Origin of the sequence: uncultured Microbacterium sp., from assembly GCF_947488465.1 — a bacterium.
In the GTDB taxonomy this organism is placed as follows: Bacteria; Actinomycetota; Actinomycetes; order Actinomycetales; family Microbacteriaceae; genus Microbacterium.
Genome location: NZ_CANKZA010000004.1, coordinates 64,502 through 86,825 on the forward strand (window position 1 = coordinate 64,502; position 22,324 = coordinate 86,825).

Sequence of the window (22,324 nt, forward strand, 5' to 3'; positions counted from 1 at the left end):
TGCTGCTCCCCACGAGGCTCGTGATTGTTCCGATCGGTTTATTCGGTTGGTGTGAATGTCACGTCGACCCAATAGTTGTGGCTCGACAGATTCGATGGATAGGAAGCCGAATAGGTGTACGCGGCTCCCTGCTGTGGCGTTGTGAAATTGCCCCTCGTCGTGGCGTCGGCGAGTCCGTTCAGATCGATCGCGTATCGTCCGGATGTGCTGTGAAGCCCGACGCGGTACTCGGTGCCGACCACGAGGTCGACGGGTGTCGCCAAGGCCATCTCCTGCCATCCCGATGCGGTCTCTCCGATGAAGGTCACTTCGGAGAGAGGTGTCCCGTCGGGGCCCCACAGATACCCCGTGTGCAAACCGGTGTTCGCATCGCCCTTGTAGAAGCGGATACCGGTCGCCTGCCCGGGAACGCTGACGGTGAACCGCGTCGCCACCTGTACCGAGTCCGGATCGTTCCACCATGCGTTCTGGGGCGTCGCCGCGCCGAAGATCGATTCGGCGCTCAGGACGACCGGGGCCGCGCTGGTTGTGAAGCCTGCATCTCCTCCCGCGACCGACGCGCCGTTCACGGTCACGCGGACGGTGAAGGTGGTCCCCCAGGCCAGCGGGTCGGTCGGCGTGAAGGTCAGCGTGCGGGATTGCTCGTCGTACGTCGTGGTCCCCGCGATCGCCACCCCACTCTGACTGACCTCGAGCGCCGCGCCGCTGACAGCGATGTCGAAGGCCGCAGCGACTGGTGTCGTCGGCGAGACATCAACGGCTCCGGATGCCGGCGTCACCGAGATCACCGATGCAACAGGCTCAGGCTCGGGCGTCGGCGTCGGCGTCGCAGTCAGTGTGGGCGTCGCCGTCGGTGTCGGTGTCGCAGTCGGTGTCGGTGTCGCAGTCGGCGTCGCGGTCGGCGTCGGCGTGGGCGTCGCCGTCGGTGTCGCAGTCGGCGTCGGTGTCGCGGTCGGCGTCGGCGTGGGCGTCGCCGTCGGTGTCGGTGTCGCAGTCGGTGTCGCAGTCGGCGTCGGCACCTGCGTAGCCGCGCCGAATCCGATCTCCGCGTCGACGAAGTACCCCGTCGACCCCCACGACGACGTCGGGTACCCTCCGGCCGAGCCGTAGACGAACAGGCCGTTTGCACCGCCCGGTGCCGTGATGAATCCGCTCGTCCGCGCCGCGGCGAAGTACCCGCTCGTGTACGCATAGCGTCCGCTGCTGGAGAAATACGACACGACGTAGCGTTCACCCGGCGCCAGAGCCACGGGCGACGACAGCGCTGCCCGTTGCCATCCCGACTCTGTCTCATCCGTGAAGGTCACCTGCGCCAAGACCGCGCCGTCCGGTCCCCACAGTGTTCCCCGATGCGATCCGGTGTTGGCGGCGCCCTTGAAGAAGCGGATCGCGGTCGCGGTGCCCGGTTGCGAGACGGAGAACGCCGTCCCGATTTCCACTGGATCCGTGTCCGTGACCGCGGCGACCGCGGGAACGGACTCCCCGAACAGCGTCTGGACGTTCGGGGCCGTCGTGAACGCCCAACTGTCCAGAACGCTCGCGCCCAGCCGGATGCGGGCCTCGAACGTGGTCTCACCCGGCAAAGCCGCCGTCGGCGTGAAGGTCAGCATCCCGGTCGTGCCGTCGAAATGGGACGCTCCGGCGATCGGACCGCTCGGACCGCTCAGCCCCATGCTCAGAGTGCGGAGCCCAGGGCTTCCGATGATCGACGCTGAGATCGAGGTGATCGTCGTCGGGACGTCGATGGCACCACGGGCGGGCGCGACCGACGACACCTCGAGTGCGCCGGCATCGTCGGCCACGAACTCGATGTCGACGAAGTAGTTCGTCGAGTTCCAAGTCCCGGCGGGCATGACCCCACCGCTGCCGTAACGGTAGCGACCATTGTCGACCGCGACAGTGGACAAGGGGCCGCTCGTTGCGGGAGTCTGCAGCGCGTTCACGGTGTACCCCGGCCGACCCTGTGGCGCGAAGTACGACACGGTGTAGACCAGGCCGGGTGTCAGCGTGACGGGAGAATCCAAGACAGCCCGTTGCCAGCCGGACGCGGTCTCGTCGGTGAAGATCACCGTCGCCAGGCGCTGTCCGTTCGGACCCCAGAGCGAACCTGTGTGGGTGCCACCACTTCCGGACGTCTTGTAGAACCGGATCGCTCGGACTTCGCCCGGCGCAGACGCCGTGAACGCGAGGCCCAGCTCGACCGCGGACCCATCGACGTCCACCGCCGCGGGGGTGGTGGAGCCGAAGAAGCTGAGCGTGGTCGAGGGCAGTGCCGTGGTGAACGACCAGGCGACGTCCGCGCCCGGCATGCCCGACGCGGAGCGGATGCCGCTGATCGCCACATCGATGGGCACGCCCGCCGGTAGCGCCGTCGTCGGGGTGAACGCCGCCGTGGAGGCGGTCGAATCCAGCGCCCAAGAGCCGGGAACCGCGACCCCGTCGACGGTCACACTCATCGACGTGGGCAGCTGGATCGTGCCGGAGAAGGTCGCCGAGATCGTCGTCGAGATCGGCGCATCCGAGGCCCCGTTCACTGGCGTGGTGGAGACCACCGCGGGAGCTGACGTCGCGGGTTCGAACACGACGTCGACCCCGTAGTCACTGCTCGAGGGCGAGGCCGGGAACCCGCCGGAGTAAGAGTAGACCGCTCCGTTGGCGGGCACACTCAGCGGCCCACGGACGTAGGTGCCGGCGAACCGACCCGCCGTCAGTGCGTATCCGCCGGACGGCGCGACGTACGAGGCGACGATCGACTGACCGGCCCGCACCGCCACCGGCGTCGCGAATGTCGCCGTCTGCCATCCCTGAACCGAGTCATCGGCGAACGTCACGCGCGCCAACTCCCCACCGGCAGCATCCCAGAGCGTTCCGACGTGGACCCCACTGTTCGCAGCGCCCTTGAAGTAGCGCAACCCGGTGATCGTGCCCGCTCCGGCCACCGTGACACGGACGCCGAGGGTGACGGCGTCGGCATCCGCCGCGGAGGCGATCGACGGACTGCTGCTGGCAGGGAACAGCGAGCACGGGCAGGTGCCCTCCGGCGTGTCGAGCGCGCGCGTCGTGAACGACCACGCCGCATCCGCGTCGAGCGCCGCGCCGGTCGAATCGCTGGCCGTCGGCGTCACCGTGTAGCGGGTGAGCGGGGAAAGCGGGTCAGTTGCCAGGAACCGGATCGTGCGGGTCGTGGCGTCGTACGTGACGCTGCCGGCCACCGTGGTACCCCCGGGGCCCGTGACCGTCATGCCGACGGTGGCCGGCACCACCGGGCGGGTCAGTGTCGCCGTGATCGGTGTCGACGGGTCGATGCTGCTGTGCTCCGCCGCGGGTACGCGGTCGAGCAACCGCAGCGGAGACGTGTCGGCGGAAGTGAAGAGGACATCGACGTAGTAGTTCGAGTCATGCCAGGTGCTCGTCGGGCGCTGCCCGGCAACGCCGAACACCCCGGGTGCCTGCTCGCCGAGAAGCGCGCCGGTCGACAACGGCGATGCCGGCGTCGACAGATACGGCCAATACCGGGCCTGCATCGCATACCCACCGTTGGGTGCCGTGTACGACACGGTGTACTGCTGTCCAGCGATCACCGGCACGGATGCGGTGAAGGCGGCCGTCTGCCACCCGGTCGCGGTCTCGCCCGCGAAGACGACCGAACCGAGCTTGACGCCGTCCGGGCCCCACAGCGAACCGGTGTGGATGCCGGTGTTCGCGACGCCCTTGTAGAAACGGACGCCGGCGATGAACCCGTCCGACTCCGGTGTGAAGCGGAGCCCCAGCTCCACCGCCTGGGAGTCGTCGGCGGAGGCGAGCGACGGCGTCGCGTCACCGAAGAAGGTGTGCGGCCCCGCCGCTGTCACGGCGAGCGATGCGCCCGCCGCGGTGAAGTTGCCACTGTCATCGATCGCCCGCGCCCGCACGGCGGTGGACCCGGTTCCGCGAAGGATGCCGGAGTAGGACCACTGGCTCGTCCCCGCTGCCGGATGCCACGTGCTTCCGCCGTCGAGGGAGACTTCGACCGCGGCCACGACGCCGCCCACATCGGATGCGGTGCCGGTGACGAGGACACTGCGGTCGGCGGTGAGTGACGCGCCGGCCAGCGGGCTCGTGAAGGCCACCACCGGAGCCGTGGTGTCGACGCTGGCGGATGCGGCGGCGAGCGTGGTCATCCGCGATCCGGGCTGCGCACCCATATCAGCGAGCAGATTGATCTGTGCTTGCTGGATGCGCGGGTCGGCGGGCGCGCCGGCGCCGTCGTGGGTGGCGTCGAGGCCCCAGCCCCACTGCACGCTGCCGGCAGAGAACACCAGCGCGTCACTGGCCGCGCGGTACATCGTCAGGTGGTGTGTCGTCGTGCCGGCAACGACGATGTTGCCGTAGTCGGTGAGGTACTCCGGTGTCGGCCCGACCGTCGTAGACAGCCGGATGAGCCCGTCGGGGCGGAACCCGTTGTCGACGTCTTCGTTCGACTCGTATCCGACGGTGTGTTCTGCCAGCGCGGCCGACGATCCTGCCGGCAGCGTCGCGAGCGACGTGTTCCTCCAGAGTCGAGTCTTGCCTTCGGCGGACGACACGGTGACGGGAAGGTCGGTGTTGTTGGCCGTGTAGATCGTGCCGGTGACGGCGTTCTCGGGAGAGTGCCCGCCGTCTTCGGCTCCGGCGATGCGGGGGTCCCGCCACGTTCCCGTCCATTCGGACGACGGGTCGATCTTCGCGTTCGACCACGTCTCTTTGTACGACACGAGCGTGCGCCGATCGCGACCGGTGCTGTCCGCTTCCCACCGGGTGCGCCAGTACATTTCGTTTCCGCTCAGGAACTGCAGGTTCACGCCCGCGTCGCGCGCCTGCTCCACGTTGGCGCGCTGCGCGCCCGACCAGTACTCGTCGTGACCCACGGAGAGGAACACGTTGTGGTTCAGCAGGGCCGCTCCATCGCGATCCGTATCGACGCCGGCGATGTACGACATGTCGTAGCCGTTGCGCTCGAGGAACCGCACGGTCGCGAACTCGGCGCTGAAGTAGAAGTCGCGGCCATCGACCCAGTTGCGCGTCGCGAAGGGGCGGTTGTAGCTGAGTTTGTACGCGCGTCCGTTGCCGGCGCCCTGATAGAAGCTCGACCCGCCGTAGGTGTTGTAGGCCTGCCAGCTCGTGTCCGACGTCTGGAACACGACATCCGACGTGCTGCTGTCGTTGCGGACGATGAAGATGATGTGACTCTGCCCGCCGGTATCGGTGCGTTTGAGTGACGCGAGGTACACGCCCGACACAGCTGTCCCCGGGACATTCCACGATGCCGAGACACCCCACGTCCCACAGTCGTAGAGCTCGGTCGTCACGTCCGAGATGCACTCGGGCTGGCTCTGCGGAAGCGAAGCGGTGACGGGCACCGAAGTGATCTTCCGGGCGCCGAGCCCCTGGTACCAGCCGGTGCGATAGATATCGATCGTGTAGGCGGCGGCATCCGTGTCGATCTTGAAATCGATGGTCGACCCGACGTTGACGCTGATGTCGGTCGCGAACCCCTGAATCGACGGGTCACCCGCGCCGTCGATGTCCCAGATGTAGGGGTCCGTGCCGGGCTGCTGGTTCTCGCACACGATGGAGTTGATGTCCGCGCCGCAAGGACTTCCCGCCGCCTCGGCCTGCGCCGGAGGCGCAACGACGGCCAGCATCGTCGCGACCAGTCCTGCGAGCACCACGCCGGCGAGCGCGCGCACGGGCCGCTGTCGACGAGCGCCGAGTCCTCGATGCGTCTTCATCTACACGTTCCCCCGTCGTACACCCATGGGCTCATCGGGGAGGGGAATGACCACCCCGCCCCGCGCGTCGACACACGGCGCTTCGCCGTGGACGCGCGAGGCGGGGCGATCGATGAAGGTACCGTCGGCCGGATAAGCGTCGACGACGGATGCGTGCGCGCCCCCGCGCACACGCCTCGACGGCGTCGCCGCAACGGCGGAATTTCCCCGGTTCCCCATACTCATTCCCCTGTCGCCCGCCGCGTGAGTAAAGCGCGACGAGCCTCATGTATCGATCGTTTGGCCGAAACCGATCCGCTCCCCCCAGAGGCGCGGATCCCGATCGATGTCCCCGCGGTCACTATAGGCACAGATCACCCCCGCGCGCCATACTCATCTCGACGGATGCCGTAACTCACCGTCACGGGAAGGGGAACCCATGACCGATGAGCCGACGATTCAGGCCACCGCCGACGTTGATGACACTGCTGTGCTCGGCGCACGGACGCGCGTCTGGCACCTCGCCCAGGTTCGGGAGAACGTCCGGCTGGGAGCCGATTGCAACATCGGCCGCGGCGCCTACATCGGACCGGGTGTTGTGCTCGGAGATGCGTGCAAAGTGCAGAACTACGCGCTCGTCTACGAACCGGCCGTCGTCGGCGACGGGGTGTTCATCGGGCCGGCGGCGGTGTTCACGAACGACGAGTTCCCGCGCGCGGCGAACCCCGACGGGTCGCCGAAGGGCGCGGACGATTGGCACGCGGTCGCGGTGACGGTCGGTCGCGGCGCATCGATCGGGGCGCGGGCGGTGTGCATCGCGCCCGTCCACATTGGCGAATGGGCGCTGGTCGCTGCCGGCGCCGTGGTGACGAAGGACGTCCCAGCACACGCCCTCGTCGTCGGGGTGCCGGGGCGACGTGTCGGCTGGGTGGGGCGCACCGGGCGTCCGCTCACCCTCGACGGCGAGGTCTGGGTCTGCCCCGACACCGGCGAGCGCTACGTGCAGGACGGCGAGCGGTTGCGCGCTCTCGAATGAGCACCTCGTACATCGTCGTCGGCGCGGGGATCATCGGCGCCGCCGTCGGCCGCGAACTCATCCGCCGCTTTCCCGGCAGCGACGTGACGGTGCTGGAGAAGGAATCCCGGGTCGCCGCTCACCAGACCGGGCACAACTCCGGAGTCGTCCACGCCGGGCTCTACTACGAACCGGGAAGCCTCAAAGCACGTCTGTGCCGCCGCGGCGTCGGGCTGCTGAAAGACTTCTGCGCCGAGAAGAACCTCGCCTATCTCGAGTGCGGCAAGCTGGTCGTCGCGCTCGACGAGACGGAAGAAGTGCGGCTTGCGGCGATCCATGAGCGCGCCGTCGCCAACGGTGTCCCGGGCGTGCACATGATCGGCGCAGCCGGCATCCGCGAACGAGAGCCCGAAGCAGTCGGCCGGTCCGCGCTCGTTTCTCCCGGCACCGCCGTGGTCGACTACACCGCGATCACGCGTGCGCTGGCCGACGACATCACCACGGGCGGCGGCCGCGTCGAATTCGACCGCGAGGTCGTCCGGATCGAGCGAAGCGGCGACCGCAGTATCGTGCATACCTCCACCGGCACACTTTCCGCCGATCACGTCATCGTGTGCGCGGGCGCGCAGTCCGATCGCGTGTCGCGCCGCTCGGGCGGACCACGGCATCCGAGTATCGTGCCGTTCTTCGGTCAGTACTTCTTGCTCGAACCCGCATACCGCGACATCCTGACCGGGCTCGTGTATCCCGTGCCCGATCCGCGGTATCCATTTCTCGGCGTGCACCTGACCAAGCGGTTCGACGGCGAGATGACGGTCGGCCCGAATGCCTTCCTCTCGCTCTCGCGGGAGCGCTACCGCGGACTCGGGCTGTCGCCCCGGGATCTGGCGGAGACCCTCGTGGATCCGGGCTTCTGGCGCTTCTCCAGCCGAAATATGCCGAGTGCGGTACGTGAAGCGCGGACAGTGCTGTCGCAGCGCTACTTCCTCCGCGAAGCGGCCCGCTACGTGCCCTCGCTGGAAGGTGCGACCGCGACGCGGATCGAGCGCGGCATCCGGGCGCAGGCGATGGATGCCGCGGGCCGGCTCCTCGATGATTTCGTCATCGAATCGGATGCCGCCGCCACCCACGTGCGCAATGCGCCCTCGCCCGGCGCGACCTCATCGCTGGCGATCGCCGAGCACATCGTCGACCGCGTCACGGCGTGATCAGCCAAGACCGCTCAGAGCTTGCGCAGCTGCACCCGCTCGACAGAGTGATCGGCATCCTTCTTCAGCACGAGCGTCGCGCGGTGCCGCGTCGGCTCGACGTTCTCGCGCAGGTTCGGCAGGTTGATCTCGTTCCAGAACCCCATCGCGGTAGAGACGGCCTCGTCGTCCGAGAGCGCGGCGAACGCCGTGAAGAACGAGTTCGGATTGTTGAACGCGCTCTGGCGGAGAGCCAAGAACCGGCTGACGAACCACGAGGCGATGTCGTCGATGTCGGCATCGACATAGATCGAGAAGTCGAACAGGTCGCTGACCGCGATCTCGTTAGGGCTCGGCGGCGGTGACAGGACGTTCAGACCCTCGACGATGACGACATCCGGCCGGCGCACGGTCACCTGCGCGTCGGGCATGATGTCGTACCGCACGTGCGAGTAGAACGGCGCACGCACCTCGGGGGCGCCGGATTTCACATCCATCAAGAACTGCACGAGCGCGCGTCGGTCGTACGACTCGGGGAAGCCCTTGCGATCCATGATCCCGCGGCGTTCGAGCTCGGCGTTGGGGTAGAGGAATCCGTCGGTCGTCACGAGCTCGACCCGGGGCGTGCCCGGCCAGCGGCTCATGAGCTCGCGTAGCAACCGCGCGATGGTCGACTTCCCGACCGCGACCGATCCCGCGACCGCGACGACGAACGGCGTCGTCGAGTCGGGCTCGCCGAGGAAATTCGCCGTCTGCGCGCCCAGCCGTTTCGTGTTCTCGGCGTAGGTCGACAGCAGCCGGCTGAGCGGCAAATAGACCTCGCGGACCTCCGCGAGATCGAGCCGATCGCCGATGCCGCGCAGCTGCACAACCTCGGTCTCGCTCAGCGGATTGGCTACTCCCGCGGCGAGCCGCGCCCATTCCGAGCGATCGACCTCGCGATACAGCGAGTCGACAGCGGTGGCGTCTTCGGTGGACATCGGGCCCACTCTATCGGGGGTCTTGCCGCCGTCACGTGTTCACAACTCCGGAGATTCGCGCCGCCACCCGGCGATGCGCCCCCGGCGCGCCGGGTCTGCGCAGCGATCACCGGAGTTGTGAACGCCGAACGACCGATACGCTCGACCCCATGCGCTTGGGAGTCCTCGACATCGGCTCGAACACCGTCCATCTCCTGGTCGCCGATGTGCGCCCGGGCGGCCGCCCGCACGCGACGACCTCGCAGCGCACGGTGTTGCGCCTCATGCGCTATCTCGAGCCGGACGGCTCGATCAGCGAGACGGGCGTCGCTGCGCTGGTGGATGCCGTGGCCCAGGCGCGCGCGACTGCCGAAGCCGAGAACGTCGCCGAACTCCTCGCGACGGCCACGAGCGCGGTGCGCGAGGCCGCGAACGGCGCCGAGGTCATCGCCCGGATCGAAGAGGCACTCGGGCAGGAGCTGCAGGTCCTCGGTGGCGAATCCGAGGCACGGTTCACGTTCCTCGCAGTCCGCCGCTGGTTCGGCTGGTCGGCCGGACAGATTCTGCTCTTCGACATCGGCGGCGGGTCGCTCGAGCTCGCGGCCGGCTCCGACGAGCTGCCCGAAGTGGCGGCATCCGTCCCGCTCGGCGCCGGGCGGTCGACCGTCGAGTTCCTCCCGAACGATCCGCCCGGCGAAGAGGCGGTCGCGCTCCTCCGGGCGCACGCCCGCGCGACCCTCGCTCCGGTCGTCGAGCTCATGGCCGACCAGCCCCGCCCGAACCACGTCGTCGGCTCGTCGAAGGCCATCCGCTCGCTCGCGAAGCTCGCCGGCTACCCCGCGCCCGGCTGGAGCGGCAGCGAGCGGATGCTGCTCCCCCGCGCCGCGCTCGGCTCCTGGATCCCGCGGCTCGCGCGCCTTCCCGCATCCGCCCGCCAAGAGCTTCCCGGCATCACCGCCGACCGGACGTTCCAGATCGTCGCGGCCGCCGTCGTCCTCCACACCGCGATGACGGCCATGAACGTCGACGAGCTCGAAGTGTCACCCTGGGCGCTCCGCGAAGGCGTGCTGCTGCGCTACATCGAATCGCTCAGCTGGTCCGAGCCCGACTGAGCGGGCCCGTGCGCTGTCACCGCGTGAGACTCCAGTTGCGCGACGAGACGGCACGCACCGCGTGACGTCTCGTCGCGCGAGGGAAGTCTCACGCCGCACGAACCCCGCGTCAGTCGGCGAAGGCGCAGTGCATGCGCACCGGATCGGTTTCGACGTAGTCCTGGATGAACCCGAAGAACGATCCGCCCCCGGATGTCAGCAGCGGCGCCTCGCGCAGCCCGAAGACGGCGACGTCGCGGGTCGGATCGGTCGCAGCGGGTGCCGACGCCGGAGGAGCGACGCGGGTCGCGAGACCCATCTCGGGCGATCCATCGAGCCATTCCGTCGGCGGGCACACCCCACCCCACGCGGTGACCGGCGCCGTCTGCACCGGGTAGAACTGGCCGTCGATCTCGGTGAGTTCGATCACGCGGGTGAGCACGCCGCTCCCGCCCTCGGCGCAGGAGCGCGCGGCATCGGTGTGCGGCATCCACAGGACGACATCGAGCTGCAGGCCCCCGTCGACGGCGGTCACCGCGCGAGTCACGTCGCCGCACCGGGTGGTCCGAGAAATCGGATAGATCACCTGCTCTGCCACCGGCTCGCTGTCGGCGCCGAGTCCTCGCCAGATGTACCAGAGCTCGTGCAGGGCGTTTCCGTCGACCATCGTGATCGGGATCGCGGCATCCATCACCTCGTCGCCGTCGAGGTCGGCGCCGACCGCCTCACCCAGGGTGTATGGGCGTCCGAGGTCATCGGTGCCGACGCCACCGCTCAGCGCGACCGTGTACGGGGTCCCCAGCCCGTCGGGCGCATACGACCACTCGGTACCGGCAGCCCAGGCCGCGATGTCCGCCGCCGTCAGCTCCGGCGCGGGCTCGGGTGTGGGGCTCGCCGACGGCGTCGCCTCGGTCGTCGGCGGTGGCCCCGACTCTTCGGCCGCCGCGCAGCCCGTCAGCACGAGAATGACGGATGCCGCAACGCAACCGAACCGAATGACCCTGTGTGATGTCCCCATCGTCGTCCCCCCGAACGAGTCCGCGGCAGGTGACACGAACTGGCCCCACTGTAGCGGGTTCAGGGGACATCCACGAGAGTCAGCCGCGAACGACCTCGGCGAGCTGTTCGGCCACGCGCTGCGCATCGTCCTGCGAGGCTGCTTCAACCATCACGCGCACCATCGGCTCGGTGCCGGAGGGGCGCAGCAGCACGCGGCCCGCGTCACCCAAAGCGGCCGACGCCGCGGAGACCGCAGCGAGCACATCAGCATCCTGAGCGCGCGAGCGCTCGACACCGCGCACATTGATGAGCACCTGGGGGAACACGGTCATCACCGACACGAGCTCGGCGAGCGACTTCCCCGTCCGAGCCATCTCGGCACAGAGGTGCAGGCCCGTCAGCACACCATCGCCGGTCGTCGCGAAACGACTCATGATGACGTGGCCGCTCTGCTCGCCGCCGAGCGAGTAGCCGCCGGCGGTCATCCGCTCGAGCACGTAGCGGTCGCCGACGCCCGTGGTCTCGACATGGATGCCCTGGGCCTCCATCGCGCGGTGCAGACCGAGGTTGCTCATGACGGTGGTCACGAGCGTGTCGTCCTTCAGTCGCCCCTCGCGCTTCATCGCGACCGCGAGGACCGCCATGATCTGGTCGCCGTCGACGACGGTGCCGTCGGCATCCACCGCGAGGCAGCGGTCAGCGTCACCGTCGTGCGCGATGCCGACGTCAGCGCCGGTGCGCAGCACTTCCGCCGACAGGCGCTCGAGGTGCGTCGAGCCGTAACCGTCGTTGATATTGATGCCGTCGGGGTCGGCGCCGATCACGGTCACCCGCGCGCCGGCGTTGCGGAACGTCTCCGGAGAGACCCCGGATGCCGCGCCGTGCGCGCAGTCGAGCACGACGTGCAGGCCATCGAGCCGGTGCGGGAGCGACGCGAGGAGGTGGATCGCGTAGCGGTCCTCGGCATCCGAGAATCGTTCGACACGACCGACCGCGGCACCGGTGGGCCGGAGCTTGTCGCCCGTCATGGCCTCTTCGATGCGCTTCTCGACGTCGTCGGGGAGCTTGACTCCCCCGCGCGCGAAGATCTTGATGCCGTTGTCGGGTGCCGGGTTGTGGGATGCCGAGATCATCACGCCGAAGTCGGCGTCGATGTCGGCGATCAGGAACGCGGTAGCCGGGGTGGGCAGCACACCGGCATCCAACACATCCACGCCCGACGAGGCGAGCCCCGCCTCGACGGCAGCCGAGAGAAACTGACCCGACACGCGCGGGTCGCGCGCGACGACCGCGGTCAGCCGCTTGCCGGCCGCCGTCCGTGCCGAGGCGATACGCCCCTGGCCCAGGACGACAGCTGTCGCCTGGGCCAGGGTGAGCGCGAGGTCAGCGGTGAGGGGGCCGTTTGCGAGCCCTCGCACACCATCCGTACCGAACAGCGCCATGGAGCGGATTAGCGCTTCGAGTACTGCGGAGCCTTGCGGGCCTTCTTGAGACCGGCCTTCTTGCGCTCGATGACGCGAGCGTCACGCGAGAGGAATCCGGCCTTCTTCAGGGTGGCGCGGTTGTTCTCTTCGTCGATCTGGTTGAGCGAGCGCGCAATGCCGAGGCGGAGCGCACCGGCCTGGCCCGAGGGGCCACCACCGGAGATGCGCACGATCACGTCGTACGCGCCGACCAGGTCGAGCACCGTGAACGGGTCGTTGATCAGCTGCTGGTGCAGCTTGTTGGGGAAGTAGTCCTCGAGCGTGCGGCCGTTGACCGTGATCACGCCGGTGCCGGGGACGAGACGCACGCGGGCGATGGCCTGCTTGCGGCGGCCGACGGCAGAGCCGGGAACGGAGAGCACCGGGCGAGGAGCGGAGACGGCCGGGGCTGCCTCGGTCTCGGTGGTGTAGCTCTCGGGAGCGTCTTCGATGGTTTCAGCGATCTTCGCCATGAGTTGTCCTTATATCTCTCGGCGCGCTTACTGGGCGACCTGGTCGAAGGTGTACGGGGTGGGCTGCTGGGCCGCGTGCGGGTGCTCGGCGCCCGTGTAGACCTTGAGCTTCGACAGCTGCTGGGCACCCAGGCTGTTCTTGGGGAGCATTCCGCGGATCGCCTTCTCGACGGCGCGGATCGGGTTCTTCTCGAGGAGCTCCGCATAGGTGGTCGACCGGAGTCCGCCCGGGTAACCCGAGTGGCGGTAGTCCTTCTTCTGCGTGAGCTTCTGGCCGGTGAGAGCAACCTTGCCCGCGTTGATCACGATGACGTGGTCGCCCATGTCCATGTGCGGGGCGAAGGTGGCCTTGTGCTTGCCGCGGAGGAGAACCGCAGCGTGCGTGGCGAGGCGTCCGAGGACGACATCGGTTGCGTCGATGACGAACCACTCGCGGGTGGCTTCACCGGCCTTGGGGGTGTAAGTGCGCGTCACAGTAGTGCTGCTTTCTTGATTCGAACGGAGGTGTTCGTGAATCCCGCTCCGGGGACCTTCGCTGATCGAGTGCCGCCGCAGGCAACCGCACTCGCTGATCGAGTTCGCCGCAGGCAACCGCACTCGCTGATCGAGTGCCGCCGCAGGCGGTGTACCGAGATCACACAACGAAGGAGTCCAGTGGAGGGCTCACGTTCGCGGTGCCGGTTCAGCTGAGCCAGACACCAAAGGTCAACAGTACGGCATGGGGATGCCGGGGACAAACCGAGAAGCCAAGTGGACCGCGGGGGGAAGCGGTCCACTCAGCGTTCAGATGCATCAATCGGGGGATGCACCGGCGACGATATTGCACTGGGAGCGGTCCCAGCAACTTCGACGCGCGCCTATGGGATCGTCAACAAGCTCTGCGGCCCGGCCGACACCCCAGATGTGGGATGTCGACAATTCAAACCAGCAGGAGGACGACTCCGGTGAGGTTGAACAGCACGTGCGTAACGAGACCGGCGCTGATGCGCCCGGTCACCACCGTCAACACCCCGGCGCCCACACCGATGAGGATGGGCGGGAGAAGCGCGGCCACGGGAACGGTCGCTCCGTACGGAAGAGCGTGCATGAGCGTGAACCCGGCGGTCGACACAGCAATGGCAAGTGTCGCACCGACCCCACCCGGTCCGACGAGTGCCTGCAGCGCACGCTGCAGCGCTCCTCGGAAGAAGACCTCTTCGACGACGGGGGCGAAAAGCACCGCCGCGATGACCGCGAGGGCGGTGCCGGCGAGGCGATCGGCATCCGCGTCAGCGAAGGGAGGAATGAGCGACCCGGTCGTGGGTGTCATGACTTCGACGACGGCGCGCACGATGATCGCGACGAGAGCGCCGAGCAGCAGGTCGATCGGCGCGAAGCGGATGCCGAGCGCTCGCGCGAGGGCCGGTCCTCCGAGCCGCGCGGCCACCAGTGCGCCGGCGAGCAGGGGGCCGAGCGTGACGAGATAGTCGACCGCGATGCCGAGCCAGGCGGGCCACTCCCCCACCGGGCCGCGCACCTGCGGTCCGGTGAGAGTGAGCACCGCGGACCCGGCGAGAGAGATCGCCGCGACGGCGAGCGCGACGCCCGGCCGCCGATAAAAAGACGACGACCCCGAGCCGAAGCCCGGGGTCGTCGTCATGAAGTGATTCAGCGCTGAGCAGCGCGGCGGCGAGCCGTCGCGGCGACAACGGCGAGAGCGCCGAGGCCGAGCGCGCCGCCACCGATCCACAGTGCGGCGGCGGGGATTTCGCCACCCGTGCTGGGGAGCGTTCCGTTGCCGCCACCGGCGGCTGCACCGGCAGCGGTGACCGTGACGGTGACCGTGCTGGAGACGCCGTCCGCGGCTGCGGTCACCGTGTAGGTGCCGGGGGCCGAGCCGGTGAAGGTCGCCGTGGCGACGTCATTGACGATGGGCTTGGTGGTCGACGAACCAGCCGCCGCGGCAACGATCGACGACAGGCCTGCACCCGTGGTGGGCGAGACCGAGAAAGTGGCGGACGTCGCCTCGGTGTTTTCGAACGTCGCGGTGATGGTCGCGGTGCCGTTCACCGTGATCGACGACGCGCTGGTGCTGACGGTGACCTCAGCGGGGTACTCGACTGCGTTCGCGGCAGAGGCACCGGCGAAGATCATGGCGCCGGCGACAACAGCCGCGGCGAAAGCCTTTTTCATCATGTGTTTTCCTTCTAGTTCGTGTGCAAAATCGCGGCGAACAAGCTGGATTTTCCTCCACCCGAGTTCCCACCGTACTGGATGAGAGAATTCTCAGCAAAATCGAAGCTGTTACCAGTGGGTAACAAGTTGCTGAACAGCGACACGCCCGAACAGCCGCTGATCTATCCGAAAACCGTGCCGACGAGTGCCAGCGTGACACCGGCCCCATTGAACACAGCGTGCACGAGCACCGCTCCCCAGATCCGCCCTGTGAAAATCACCAGCAGCGCGCACACGAGTCCGAGCGCCGCCATCGCGACGATGTCGGCGACCGCGCCAGCACCGACCGCGAGGTGCGCGAAGACGAACAGTGAGGTGCTCGCCAACGTCGCGGCCAGTCCTGCCGTGAAGGCTCCGAGCGGGCGACGGAGCACCGTGTAGAGGGCGACGAGGATAACCCCCGAGAAGAGAGAGGTTTCGACGAGCGGCGCGATCACGACGGGAGCGAGAACGTCGCCGAACCACCATCCGTCGGCGAGAGCGCCGTCGACGGTGACGAGCGTCGGGAACGGCACGGGCGCGCCCTCGGCGCCCGCCGCCCATCCCTGCACGACCCGCAGAACCACCCCGAGCCCGAACCCCCAGAGCAGGTCGATCGCGCGGAAGCGCAGCAGACCGACCGGCCGCGAGCGAGCGAAGCCGACCGCGATGGGCACCAGCATCCCGAGCCAGATCAGCAGGGTCGCGATGAGCGGCGACGCACCGGCGGTGAGCGCAGCCGTGCCCGCAAGGATTCCGCCGCCCAGGCTGAGCAGCGCGATCGCGAGCAGGCCTTCGCGCCACGACTGCACCGTGCGACTGCCGAGGCGCCAGTCGGTGCGGGCCGTCCGGCGCGACCGTCGCTGCACGGGCGCGGCCGCGTCAGCTGTCGCTACGGCACTCCCGCTAGAGTGCGGGGCGGTGTTGTCGATGGGTTCCGGCACGCGCCCACGTTACCCGGCACGACGATGAGAAAAGAGGACGCGCGATGGAGATCATGACCGTCTGCACGGGGAACATCTGCCGTTCCCCGCTGGCCGAGGTGCTGTTGGCGACGCGTCTGGCCGACCTCACCCCCGCCGTGCACAGTGCCGGCGTGCGCGGGCTTCCGGCTGCGACGATGACCCCCGAGGCCGTCGATCTGGCCGTCCACTTCGGTGTGCCCGAAGACGTGGCCGACGCGCACCGGTCGCGGTATCTGACCGAGGGCATGCTGTCGAGCCCCGACCTCATCCTCGCGATGACGCGCGATCACCGCCGCGCGATCGCCGAGCTCGCTCCGGCGCGTCTGCGCTCGACGTTCACGGTGCGCGAGTTCGCACGCCTGGCCGCCGCGGTCTCTGACGAGGAGCTGCTCGCCGCCGCCGATGTGGTGGGGGCGGATGCCGGGGACCGCATCCGCGCTGCCGCAGCCGTCGTCGCTGCGCACCGGGGCATCGTTCCTCCGCCCGCAGACCCCGCTGATGACGACGTCATCGACCCGTACCGCCGCGAGTGGGAGATCTACCAGCTCTCTGCGCAGCAGCTTGTGCCCGCTCTCGCCGAGGTGGAGCGCGTCATCCGCCTCGTCACCCCCTGACCTACCCCCGCTGGTCGAGTGCCGGCGCGCAGCGCCGGTGTACCGAGACCCCCTCGATGCCCTCCGCGCGAGATAAGCCCTCACACCCCCTGTGGCACACTGGTCCCACCATGGAACTGAGCGATTACATCCGCATCCTGCGCAAGAACTGGCTGATCATCATCGTCGCCACTCTTGTGGGCATCGGCGTGGCGGCGGCGTTTTCGCTCAGCCGAACTCCCCAATACGAAGCGTCGAGCACGATCGCCGTCTCGACGCAGGGCAGCGGCACGGTCGCCGAGCTCCAGCAGGGCTCGAGCTTCGCGCAGACGCGTATCAACACCTACGTGGGCCTGGTGCAGACCCCGATCGTGCTGAACCCCGTGATCGTCGCCATGGACCTCGACATGACCGCCGACGAGCTCGCCGCGCAGGTGACGGCGTCGTCGGCCCTCAACACGACCCTCATCACGGTCGCGGCATCCGACTCCGATCCTGTGCAGGCCGCCGAGATCGCCAACGCGGTCGCCGCAAGCCTGTCGAGCGTCGTTCCCGAGATCGAGCCGACCGTCTCCGAAGGTGCGAGCCCGGTGCGCCTCACCCGCGTGAGCGATGCGCTTCCGCCACTCAAGCCCTCGAGCCCCAACGTGCCGCTGAACCTTGCGCTCGGCGCCCTGGTGGGCCTCGCGCTCGGCATCGGTTTCGCCGTGCTCCGCAGCGTGCTCGACAACCGGGTGCGCACGCCCCGCGATGTGGCACAGGTGACCGAGAGCCCGCTGATCGGTGCGATCACGTTCGACACGAAGGCGAAAGAACGCCCCCTCATCGTGCACGCCGACCCGCTCAGCCCCCGCGCCGAGTCGTTCCGCGCACTGCGCACCAACCTGCAGTTCCTCGACATGGGCGGCCGCGCGTCGTTCGTCGTCACGAGCTCGGTACCGAACGAGGGCAAGTCGACCACGACGATCAACCTGGCGATCGCTCTGGCCGATGCGGGCAAGCGCGTCGCGCTGATCGACACCGACCTCCGCAAGCCGGAGGTCGCCGAATACCTCGGCATCGAGGGTGGCGTGGGGCTGACCGATGTGCTGATCGGTCGGGTGCGGGTGGGCGATGTCATGCTGCCGTGGGGCGGCCGGTCGCTGTATGTGCTTCCGGCGGGAAAGATTCCCCCGAACCCGAGTGAGTTGCTGGGTTCGCATCAGATGCAGACGCTGATCGATGTGCTCGAGCGTGATTTCGATGTGGTGTTGTGCGATGCGCCGCCGCTTCTGCCGGTGACGGATGCCGCCATTCTCGCGAAGTCGACCAGCGGCGCGATCCTCGGTGTCGCAACGGGCCGCACGACTCGCCACCAGCTGTCGGGCGCCGTCGACGCGCTGCACACGGTGGGCGCGAAGGTCGCCGGTGTCGTGATGACCATGGTCCCCACGCGCGGTCCGGACTCGTACTACAGCCAGTACGGCGGCGGCTACGGCGGGTATGGATACCGGCAGCCCGAGGCCAAGACCGCACCGGCGTCACCGCGCGGCCGCAAGCGTTCGCCGTCCGATGTGCCGGGGCCGATGGCGCCGACGGGTCCGATCGCGACGCCCGACGCACCGCGCCGTCCGCATCCGCTGCTGCCGCAGGCCGCAGCGCCGACGCGCGCGTCGTCAGAAGCGTCGGCACGCCCCGCGGCGGCCGGACCCGACGCGGCGGCACCCGCACGCGCTGCGGCTGCGCCGTCACGCTCGACCCCAGCCCCCGCGCGCCCGACGGTTGGCGAGCCACCGAAGGTCGTCTCGACGCCGCACGCCGACGCTGCGGCGAAGTCCGACTTCGATGCGCTGCTGGCCGGCGAGACGGTGATCGACCCGACCGACTCGACGACGCACCGGCGTTCGTAGTCCCCGGATGTCTGCGGGAGTTTTCGCACGCGTGACGGCTGTCGTGGCCGTCGGGGTGCTGGCGATCGGTGTGGGTGTGTTGTCGGTGTTGGCTCTGCAGAGCACCGCGTCGTCGGAATCGCCAGAGAGCGCGGGGCCCGCGCCCACGTTCGACTTCGGTGACCGCGCGACGACCTCCCCGAGCGCGAGCGCCACGCCGTCGCCGACGTCGACGTCGACGACATCGACGCCGGAGCGATTCTTGGCAGTCGACGGCTCAGACCTGTGGCGCGCGACAAGCGGCGCGTGCGGGGGTGCAGCGCCCGAGGTGGAGTACTCGACCGACGGCGGCGAGTCGTGGGCCGAGGTGACTCCGGCGGCGGCCGTGCAGGTGATGAGCCTCGCGACGTTCGGCGAGGGTCAGGCGGAGGCTGTGGCGGCGACCGACGCCGCGTGCACCCCGGCCGCGCTGCGCACGTACACCGCAGGGCGCGCCTGGGAGTCGTATCCGCAGATGCTCGCCGGCGCGACCTTTGTGTCACCGACCGATCGGTCGACGGTCGTCGTGGCCGGTGCGGCGATGACGGCACCGTGTGCCGATGCGCGTAGCGCCCGCACAAGTCGCACCGCGACAGGAATCGTCTGCGACGGAACCGCGTTCCTCTGGGCTGACGGCGAGTGGATGAGCCTCGCGGCGGGTGCCGTGGCCCTGGACGCGGTGGCCGGCACGATCGTGGTGGCACACGTGTCCGACGCGTGCCGCTCGGGTGTGACGGTGACGCAGTTCACCGGGACCTCTGGCGACGAGCTGGGGTGCGTTTCCGATGTGGATGCCGCATCCCCCGCCGCGATTTCCGTCCTCGGCGATGACCTCGTGTTCTGGTCGGGCGACAACGTCTTCGGCCTGGACTGACTGGGACTCTCACTCCCCCGCGCCTGCTCGCTTCTCGCCTACGCGGCTACGCGCGCGTGCCGCCATCGCGGCCGATCGGGTGGTGGATCCCACAACCACCGCAGCGCTGACTTCGACTCGAGGCGGATCACCTCGCGGGCACTCGCGCCAACGCCCGCCTCGGGCGGCGGCACGAGCAGAAATCGACCGGCACCGTCACGAAGAATCGCCCAGCCCCAGAAGTGCAGGTGCATGTGGTGATAGCGACAGAGCAAGATCCCGTCGTCGACGTCGGTGCATCCACCTTCCGACCACGGCACGATGTGATGAGCTTCGGTCATCGCGGGCGGACGATCGCAGCCGGGCCACATGCATCCCCCGTCGCGAACGGCCAAGACGAGTCGCTGCGCGGAGCTGTAGGTCCGCACGGTACGACCGAGGTTAAGCGGTTTGCCGTGGGTATCGACGACCACATCGACGCTTCCGCCGAGACAGAGTGCGCGTTCGATGACGCCGCCGTCGACCGCCGTGCCACCGTCTTCCGTGTGGCCGATCGCGACCAATCGTCCGAGGGCGTCGCGGTGGACGTCCTCCCCGGTGAGGGCATCTTTCATGACGATCAATCGCACGCCGGGCTCGCGCGCACCGAAGACGTCTTTCGCATCGGCGAGCGCTCCTGCACGCACGACATCGATGAACAGGTCGTACGCGAGTTGCTCGTTGGTGCGCGGGTCGTCCGTCAGCGCGGCCGCGGCATCCTTCTCATCTTCCGCGACGAAGCGCGGGCCACCCCGTCGCGGGCGAAGCGCGGCCCCGAAGATCGCCTCGAACCACTCACCCATCTCAGGGTCGAACGTGATGTCGCCGCGCCGCCGCCCATCGGCGTCGCGCCAGAGCCGAATGGAGCGTGCGTCGTACTGGGCACGCAACCGCTCCTGCGCCCCTTCCTCATCGAGCATGTCGCGGAGCGTGCGCGCGTGATCCCGCAACTGCTCGACGGTCCATTGCGGCGCATCCCACGACAGCTCTTCGGCCGCGAGCCGCCACGCCTCCACCAGCTCGTCCGACTCGTCGCGCACCGGCGGCTCGCCGAGCCCTCGATGGATCGCGTCGTATTGCGCTTGCGTCAGCCGACCGGACAGCATTGCCTCACGCAGCGGGGCATGCCACGGAATCGAGACCACAGCATCCCCCGCGTCCAACCCGGGAGTCGGCACGCCGTCGAGCAACGCCTCGCCGATCTTCACCGCGCGCGTCGCCTCACCCTTTGTCACCCCGGTGATCACGCGCACCATCTCGACGGGTGTTCGGAATCCGCCCGTTGCCGCCATTCCTCCGTGACCCCGGTCGCGGGTCGATCGTTGGGCGACGACTCCGGCCAGCATCGTCTGGAGCGTCTGCCACGAGGTGACGATCTGCCCGACCTCGGCGATGAGAGCGCGCACCGAGTCATCGCTGAGTTGCTGGACCGACGCAGGTAGCCCCGCAGCCTCTACCGAGAGCTCACCGAACACGCTGAGCCGGTCGACGGCTCCGCGCATATCTTCGATGAAAGTCATAGCTAGAGTCTGGCACTAGCCTCCGACATTCGATGATATAAGCGACCCTTCTGTGGATAGCCCGAGCACCAAAGCTGTCCGGGTCTGTCCGGACTTCACCCACCGACCCCAACCGGGCACCCCCGCGGGATAGATTTCCCCGAGTCCGCAGAGTCCAGACCGCCACAGAGGGAACCACTCCGATGAACTTCGAATCGACCTTCTCGATCGGCGATGTGCTCGCGGCCGCGGCCTTCGTCATCGCGGCCATCACGGTGGTCCGTGAGATCCGTCGGGCCGCCGTCGACAAAGCATCGCGGCTCGCCGTCTGGACGGCCATTCCGCACGACCGCGTGAAGTCGGCCGGCATCCGTGGGGTCGTCATCACCAATACGTCCGGCGAGGTGGCGCGCAATGGGGCAGTGACCACCAAGATGGGCGACCTCACCCTCCGCGATGTCTATCCGGTGGTACCGCCGGGCACGCAATTTCTGACTCTCCAGGTGCAGGACAAGGACTCCGCCGGCCAGCCCACGCAGCAGTGGACACCCGATCAGCAGCAGCAATTCCAGCCGTACTGGATGCTTGCTGGCACCGAAACCGACGGTCGCCTCGAGGTCGAGCTCCGCAAGAACGATGAACCCAAGAAGTTCGAGCTCACGCCGTGGGTCGAAACCGCAGGCACGGGCTCGTTCACCGTCGAAGAGCTGAGCTTCGAGCTCGGAAACCGGCGCTGGGTGCGCCATCGCGACAAGCCGGTCAAGCGCCTGCGCACCCGGCACCACCTCCCGGGAGCCGAGGAGACGCGGCGGATCTTCCCTCACGATGCCCTCACTGCCGAGCAGAAGCAGGCAGAGGCAGAGAGTACGCAGGGCTCGTACGAGCAGTCCCGCGATCTGATCGCCGCCCTCGCTGCCGAGTTCACCTCCAGCGGCCTGCAGCCCGGGTCAGAGGCGAAGGCGCAGGGTGAGCTGCAGAAGCTCGGCATCGCGAAGGTGCGGCGCACGAAGGCGATTCAGCGCAGCGGCAAGGATCGCGGGGGCATCGCGCTCGACTTCTACCTCGCTGCCACCGACGCGAAGCCGGCCTATTCGATCGGCGCGAGCGAGTGGGGCGCTCTGCCGCAGTGGTTCGGCTGGGTGAAGCCGAAGGATTCGACGGCACCCTCCCGCTCGTTCTTGACGCGCCCGGCGTTCAAGCGGCGGCGCACGGCGGATGCCTGGACCTCGAATGTGCTGGCCGCCGAGGTCATCGCGGCGATTCGCGACGACCTCGCCGCGCACCGCCGTGCGTGACCACTCGGCTACACTCGCCAGATCAAGCGCACATCGTCGCGGCGCTCCGCACTCGAGGAGGCCC

At 68.6% G+C, this 22,324-nt stretch carries 17 protein-coding genes; 7 read left to right on the forward strand and 10 right to left on the reverse strand.

Going from position 1 to position 22,324, the window contains the following annotated elements; all coding sequences use genetic code 11:
• Positions 1-38 precede the first annotated feature (38 nt).
• The gene (locus tag Q0653_RS09860; protein WP_298944442.1) at positions 39-5,750 is read right to left on the reverse strand and encodes a DUF4082 domain-containing protein; all 5,712 of its coding nucleotides are present in this window, start codon (positions 5,748-5,750) and stop codon (positions 39-41) included.
• A gap of 418 nt (positions 5,751-6,168) precedes the next feature.
• Here Q0653_RS09860 and Q0653_RS09865 point away from each other — a divergent pair, with 418 nt between their 5' ends.
• Positions 6,169-6,765, forward strand: a complete 597-nt coding sequence (locus Q0653_RS09865) for an acyltransferase (protein WP_298944443.1) — start codon at positions 6,169-6,171, stop codon at positions 6,763-6,765.
• Complete coding sequence (lhgO, locus tag Q0653_RS09870) at positions 6,762-7,952, forward strand: L-2-hydroxyglutarate oxidase (RefSeq protein WP_298944444.1); 1,191 nt, start codon at positions 6,762-6,764, stop codon at positions 7,950-7,952. The genes Q0653_RS09865 and lhgO overlap by 4 nt, the downstream gene beginning before the upstream one ends.
• A gap of 14 nt (positions 7,953-7,966) precedes the next feature.
• On the opposite strand, the gene coaA is transcribed toward lhgO, so the two are convergent.
• Positions 7,967-8,911 carry a type I pantothenate kinase gene (coaA, locus tag Q0653_RS09875; RefSeq protein ID WP_298944445.1) on the reverse strand — a complete coding sequence of 315 codons (945 nt, stop codon included), beginning with the start codon at positions 8,909-8,911 and terminating at the stop codon, positions 7,967-7,969.
• A 149-nt stretch (positions 8,912-9,060) separates the two neighbouring features.
• Here coaA and Q0653_RS09880 point away from each other — a divergent pair, with 149 nt between their 5' ends.
• The gene (locus Q0653_RS09880; protein WP_298944446.1) at positions 9,061-10,002 is read left to right on the forward strand and encodes a Ppx/GppA phosphatase family protein; all 942 of its coding nucleotides are present in this window, start codon (positions 9,061-9,063) and stop codon (positions 10,000-10,002) included.
• A gap of 109 nt (positions 10,003-10,111) precedes the next feature.
• On the opposite strand, the gene Q0653_RS09885 is transcribed toward Q0653_RS09880, so the two are convergent.
• The 7 genes from Q0653_RS09885 to Q0653_RS09915 all read right to left on the reverse strand — a co-directional run bounded on the left by Q0653_RS09885 (position 10,112) and on the right by Q0653_RS09915 (position 16,053).
• Positions 10,112-10,999 carry a hypothetical protein gene (locus Q0653_RS09885; protein WP_298944447.1) on the reverse strand — a complete coding sequence of 296 codons (888 nt, stop codon included), beginning with the start codon at positions 10,997-10,999 and terminating at the stop codon, positions 10,112-10,114.
• 79 nt (positions 11,000-11,078) lie between these two features.
• The gene (gene glmM / locus Q0653_RS09890; RefSeq protein ID WP_298944448.1) at positions 11,079-12,422 is read right to left on the reverse strand and encodes a phosphoglucosamine mutase; all 1,344 of its coding nucleotides are present in this window, start codon (positions 12,420-12,422) and stop codon (positions 11,079-11,081) included.
• Between the two features lie 8 nt (positions 12,423-12,430).
• On the reverse strand, positions 12,431-12,916 hold the full coding sequence (gene rpsI, locus Q0653_RS09895) for a 30S ribosomal protein S9 (protein ID WP_298744291.1): 486 nt from the start codon (positions 12,914-12,916) through the stop codon (positions 12,431-12,433).
• A gap of 27 nt (positions 12,917-12,943) precedes the next feature.
• Positions 12,944-13,390 carry a 50S ribosomal protein L13 gene (gene rplM / locus Q0653_RS09900; protein WP_261607139.1) on the reverse strand — a complete coding sequence of 149 codons (447 nt, stop codon included), beginning with the start codon at positions 13,388-13,390 and terminating at the stop codon, positions 12,944-12,946.
• A gap of 445 nt (positions 13,391-13,835) precedes the next feature.
• Positions 13,836-14,555, reverse strand: a complete 720-nt coding sequence (locus tag Q0653_RS09905; protein ID WP_298944449.1) for a CPBP family intramembrane glutamic endopeptidase — start codon at positions 14,553-14,555, stop codon at positions 13,836-13,838.
• An 8-nt stretch (positions 14,556-14,563) separates the two neighbouring features.
• Positions 14,564-15,091 (reverse strand): LPXTG cell wall anchor domain-containing protein, encoded by a 528-nt coding sequence (locus tag Q0653_RS09910; RefSeq protein WP_298944450.1) that lies wholly within the window; start codon positions 15,089-15,091, stop codon positions 14,564-14,566.
• Positions 15,092-15,252: 161 nt separating this feature from the next.
• Complete coding sequence (locus tag Q0653_RS09915) at positions 15,253-16,053, reverse strand: CPBP family intramembrane glutamic endopeptidase (RefSeq protein WP_298944451.1); 801 nt, start codon at positions 16,051-16,053, stop codon at positions 15,253-15,255.
• A 44-nt stretch (positions 16,054-16,097) separates the two neighbouring features.
• On the opposite strand from Q0653_RS09915, the gene Q0653_RS09920 reads away from it, so the two are divergent.
• From Q0653_RS09920 to Q0653_RS09930, 3 genes are all read left to right on the forward strand, one after another.
• Positions 16,098-16,688 (forward strand): low molecular weight phosphatase family protein, encoded by a 591-nt coding sequence (locus tag Q0653_RS09920; protein WP_298944452.1) that lies wholly within the window; start codon positions 16,098-16,100, stop codon positions 16,686-16,688.
• A 110-nt stretch (positions 16,689-16,798) separates the two neighbouring features.
• Positions 16,799-18,556, forward strand: coding sequence for a polysaccharide biosynthesis tyrosine autokinase (locus Q0653_RS09925; RefSeq protein WP_298944453.1), 1,758 nt, complete (start codon positions 16,799-16,801; stop codon positions 18,554-18,556).
• A 7-nt stretch (positions 18,557-18,563) separates the two neighbouring features.
• A complete protein-coding gene (locus tag Q0653_RS09930; RefSeq protein ID WP_298944454.1) occupies positions 18,564-19,448 on the forward strand; it encodes a hypothetical protein in 885 nt (294 codons plus the stop codon).
• Between the two features lie 38 nt (positions 19,449-19,486).
• On the opposite strand, the gene Q0653_RS09935 is transcribed toward Q0653_RS09930, so the two are convergent.
• Positions 19,487-20,986: an HNH endonuclease signature motif containing protein gene (locus Q0653_RS09935; RefSeq protein ID WP_298944455.1), complete on the reverse strand. Its 1,500-nt coding sequence runs from the start codon at positions 20,984-20,986 to the stop codon at positions 19,487-19,489.
• 182 nt (positions 20,987-21,168) lie between these two features.
• Between Q0653_RS09935 and Q0653_RS09940 the strand changes: the two genes are divergently transcribed.
• Entirely contained in the window at positions 21,169-22,260 is a 1,092-nt protein-coding gene (locus Q0653_RS09940; protein ID WP_298944456.1) for a hypothetical protein, read from the forward strand.
• Positions 22,261-22,324 lie beyond the last annotated feature (64 nt).

Coding starts and splice junctions, on each gene's coding strand:
- Q0653_RS09865 (WP_298944443.1), top strand. CDS start 6,169: ATGACCGATGAGCCGACGATTCAGGCCACCGCCGACGTTGATGACACT.
- glmM (WP_298944448.1), bottom strand. CDS start 12,422: ATGGCGCTGTTCGGTACGGATGGTGTGCGAGGGCTCGCAAACGGCCCC.
- Q0653_RS09860 (WP_298944442.1), bottom strand. CDS start 5,750: ATGAAGACGCATCGAGGACTCGGCGCTCGTCGACAGCGGCCCGTGCGC.
- lhgO (WP_298944444.1), top strand. CDS start 6,762: ATGAGCACCTCGTACATCGTCGTCGGCGCGGGGATCATCGGCGCCGCC.
- Q0653_RS09925 (WP_298944453.1), top strand. CDS start 16,799: ATGGAACTGAGCGATTACATCCGCATCCTGCGCAAGAACTGGCTGATC.
- Q0653_RS09885 (WP_298944447.1), bottom strand. CDS start 10,999: ATGGGGACATCACACAGGGTCATTCGGTTCGGTTGCGTTGCGGCATCC.
- Q0653_RS09940 (WP_298944456.1), top strand. CDS start 21,169: ATGAACTTCGAATCGACCTTCTCGATCGGCGATGTGCTCGCGGCCGCG.
- rpsI (WP_298744291.1), bottom strand. CDS start 12,916: ATGGCGAAGATCGCTGAAACCATCGAAGACGCTCCCGAGAGCTACACC.
- coaA (WP_298944445.1), bottom strand. CDS start 8,911: ATGTCCACCGAAGACGCCACCGCTGTCGACTCGCTGTATCGCGAGGTC.
- Q0653_RS09930 (WP_298944454.1), top strand. CDS start 18,564: ATGTCTGCGGGAGTTTTCGCACGCGTGACGGCTGTCGTGGCCGTCGGG.
- Q0653_RS09910 (WP_298944450.1), bottom strand. CDS start 15,091: ATGATGAAAAAGGCTTTCGCCGCGGCTGTTGTCGCCGGCGCCATGATC.
- Q0653_RS09920 (WP_298944452.1), top strand. CDS start 16,098: ATGGAGATCATGACCGTCTGCACGGGGAACATCTGCCGTTCCCCGCTG.
- Q0653_RS09880 (WP_298944446.1), top strand. CDS start 9,061: ATGCGCTTGGGAGTCCTCGACATCGGCTCGAACACCGTCCATCTCCTG.
- Q0653_RS09905 (WP_298944449.1), bottom strand. CDS start 14,555: ATGACGACGACCCCGGGCTTCGGCTCGGGGTCGTCGTCTTTTTATCGG.
- Q0653_RS09935 (WP_298944455.1), bottom strand. CDS start 20,986: ATGACTTTCATCGAAGATATGCGCGGAGCCGTCGACCGGCTCAGCGTG.